Consider the following 3,212-nt stretch of genomic DNA (forward strand, 5'->3'; position numbering starts at 1 on the left):
GCCAAGATCTTCGACGTGATCTCATGCGGCGAGAGCTTCGACAGTTTCTCTTTTTGTGCTGGGGTTGCCGTTGCCTGGAGCCGGTCGGCGACCGGTTCGCCCAATGCCTTCGTCAGGTCGCGATAGACCTCGCCGGGATCGCGACCCATCCTTGCCATGATCTCGGCCGACAGCAACGCCGGCACGATGCCATCCTTGTCGGTCGTCCAGACGGCGCCATTGCGGCGCATGAACGTCGCACCAGCGCTTTCCTCGCCGCAAAAGCCCATCGAGCCGTCCTGAAGGCCCTCGGCGAACCATTTGAACCCGACCGGCACTTCATACAGTCTGCGCTTCAGCCTGGCGCTGACGCGATCAATCATCTGGCTGCTCACCACCGTTTTTCCAACAGCGGTGTCCTTGCGCCATTCAGGGCGATGCTGGAACAGGTAATCAATCGCCACCGACAAGTAATGATTGGCCGGCAGCAGCCCGGCACTGCGCGTGACGATGCCGTGCCGGTCGTGATCGGTGTCGCATGCGAAAGCGATGTCGAATTGATCCTTCAGGCTGATAAGGCCTTGCATGGCATAAGCTGAAGACGGGTCCATGCGGATCTGGCCATCCCAATCAACCGTCATGAAACGAAAAGTGGGATCGACGTGGCGATTGACGATGGTCAGGTCGAGTTTATAGCGGTCGGCTATGGCGGGCCAGTAGTGGACTCCCGCGCCGCCGAGCGGGTCGACGCCCATGCGAACATGCGCTCCCCGAATGGCGTCCATGTCGATGACATTGCCGAGATCGTTCACGTAAGCGTTCAGGAAATCGTGGGCATGGACTGTAGGCGCATGGAGGGCCTTCTCGAACGGCATCCGCCGCACGCCTTTCAGGCCGTTGCCAAGCAGCTCATTGGCCTGTTGTTCGATCCAGCCGGTGACATCGGTATCCGCCGGCCCGCCATTGGGCGGGTTGTACTTGAAACCTCCGTCGCCGGGTGGGTTGTGCGACGGCGTGATGACGATGCCATCGGCAAGCCCGGTCTTGCGGCCTTTGTTGTAGATGAGGATTGCGTGAGAGACGGCAGGGGTGGGCGTATACTCGCCACCGGCCGCCATCATCACCTCCGCCCCGTTCGCGGCCAGCACTTCCAGTGCGCTCGCAAACGCCGGTTCCGACAGCGCATGTGTATCGATGCCGATGAAGATCGGGCCGTCGATGCCCCGTAGCTTGCGGTACAGACAGATGGCCTGGCTGATTGCCAGAACATGTGCTTCGTTGAACGTTCTTTCGACTGCAGACCCGCGGTGCCCGGACGTCCCGAATGCCACGCGCTGCAACGGGTCGGCAAGGTCCGGCGCTTGGCTATAGTAGGCCGTGACAAGCCTGGGGACATTGACCAGCAGGTCGGGCGGGGGCGGCTTTCCGGCCAATGGACTGATGTTCATGATGGTGCTGATTGCCTCATTTGGTGAAAGCCGCACTGCCTGGAGCTTGAATGCCCGCAATTTGCGCCTTGGCAGCCGCAACGACGTGTGCGGGCTCGAATCCGAAGTGTTTTGCGACGACCTTTGATGGAGCGGACAGGCCGAAGCTATGCAGAGCCAGGATGGCGCCGTCGAAGCCGGTATACCGTTCCCATCCGAAACCGGATGCTTCCTCCACTGCCACGCGGGCGGTTATCGTTGGCGGCAGGACGGTGTCGCGATACTCCTTTGGTTGGCTTTCAAACAATTCCCATGACGGCATGCTGACGACGCGTGCCTTGATGCCCTCGGCCTTCAGCTGTTCATAGCCCGTCACGCACAGCGCGACTTCGCTGCCGGTCGCCAGCAGCAGGACGTCGGGTCGGGCGTCGGGAGCATCGGCCAGTACATAAGCGCCCCGTGCCACGCCGCCTGCGTTTGCGTAGGTCGAGCGATCGAGCGTCGGCACCGGCTGTCGCGTCAGTACGAGGCAGACGGGCCTGTCCTTGAGATGAATGATGACCTTCCACGCCTCCATGACCTCATTCGCATCCGCCGGGCGCAGCACGATCATGCCGGGCATGGCGCGGAACGAGGCAAGCTGCTCGATGGGCTGGTGGGTTGGCCCGTCCTCGCCGAGACTGATGGAATCGTGGGTCCAGATGGAGATGAGCGGGAGTTCCATCATCGAGCTCAGCCGCAGCGCCGCGCGGCAATAGTCGGTGAAGATCAGGAAGCTGGAGACGAACGGCCGCAGCTTCGACAGGCTCATGCCGTTGCCGATGGCGCACATGGCATGTTCGCGCAGGCCAAAGTGGAAATTCCGCCCGCGGTAGCTGACGGCCTGGTCACCCTCGGGCGCCTGAAAGTTGCCGGCGAAATCGAATTCGAGGTTCGTCTTGGTTGACGGCGACAGGTCTGCCGCGCCACCCAGCAGCCATGGCAAATGTTCCGCAATAGCGTTCAACACCTGGCCGGACGATTCACGTGTCGCGAGGCCTTTCGCGTCGGCTGAGAAGGCGGGCAACGTGGCGTCCCACCCGGGAGCAACTTCACGTCGCTGCATCTGATCGATCTGTTCGGCCAGGTCAGGATATTGTTTGCGATAGGCAGCAAACAATTTTCGCCAGGCGGCATGAGCGGCGTCCCCACGCTTGCCCATATGTGAGCGGAAATGCGCCACGACCCCGTCCGGAACTTTGAAATCGGCGTCCGGATCCCAGCCGTAGAATTCCTTCGTCAGCCGAACTTCTTCGGCGCCCAGGGGCTCGCCATGCGCTTTGCTGGTGTCATGCTTGTGCGGCGCGCCATAACCGATATGACTTTGAACGATGATCAGCGTGGGGCGGTCATGCGTATCGATGAACATCTGATACGCCTTGCCCAGCAACACCAGATCGTTTGCATCGCTTACCCGCTCGACATGCCATCCGTACGCAAGGAAGCGGGTTGCCACGTCTTCGGTGAAGGTAAGGCCAGTCGGCCCCTCGATGGTGATGTGATTGTCGTCATAAATCCAGCAGAGGTTCGACAATTTGAGGTGTCCAGCCAGCGATGCCGCCTCGTTGCTGAGCCCCTCCATCATGTCGCCGTCGCTGCACAGCGCATAGACAGTGTGCGAGAACAGATCATAGTCGGGTCGATTGTAGGTGGCCGCCAGCCACCGTTCAGCAATTGCCATGCCGACGCTTGTGGCGGCACCTTGTCCGAGTGGCCCCGTGGTCGTTTCCACGCCCGAGGTCCAGCCAAATTCGGGATGTCCAGTGC

The 3,212-nt window shown here is 61.1% G+C and carries 2 protein-coding genes; both read right to left on the reverse strand.

From position 1 onward, the window contains the following. Positions 1-1,430, reverse strand: a 1,430-nt coding sequence (locus EN932_RS32285) for an alpha-D-glucose phosphate-specific phosphoglucomutase (protein ID WP_245483366.1), incomplete at its 3' end; no start/stop codon positions are given. Between the two features lie 13 nt (positions 1,431-1,443). Beyond that, on the reverse strand, positions 1,444-3,212 hold a 1,769-nt coding region (locus EN932_RS32290), incomplete at its 5' end, for a transketolase (protein WP_164890733.1).

The sequence above is a fragment of the Mesorhizobium sp. M7A.F.Ca.US.002.01.1.1 genome (assembly GCF_004022955.1).
GTDB lineage: Bacteria > Pseudomonadota > Alphaproteobacteria > Rhizobiales > Rhizobiaceae > Mesorhizobium > Mesorhizobium ciceri.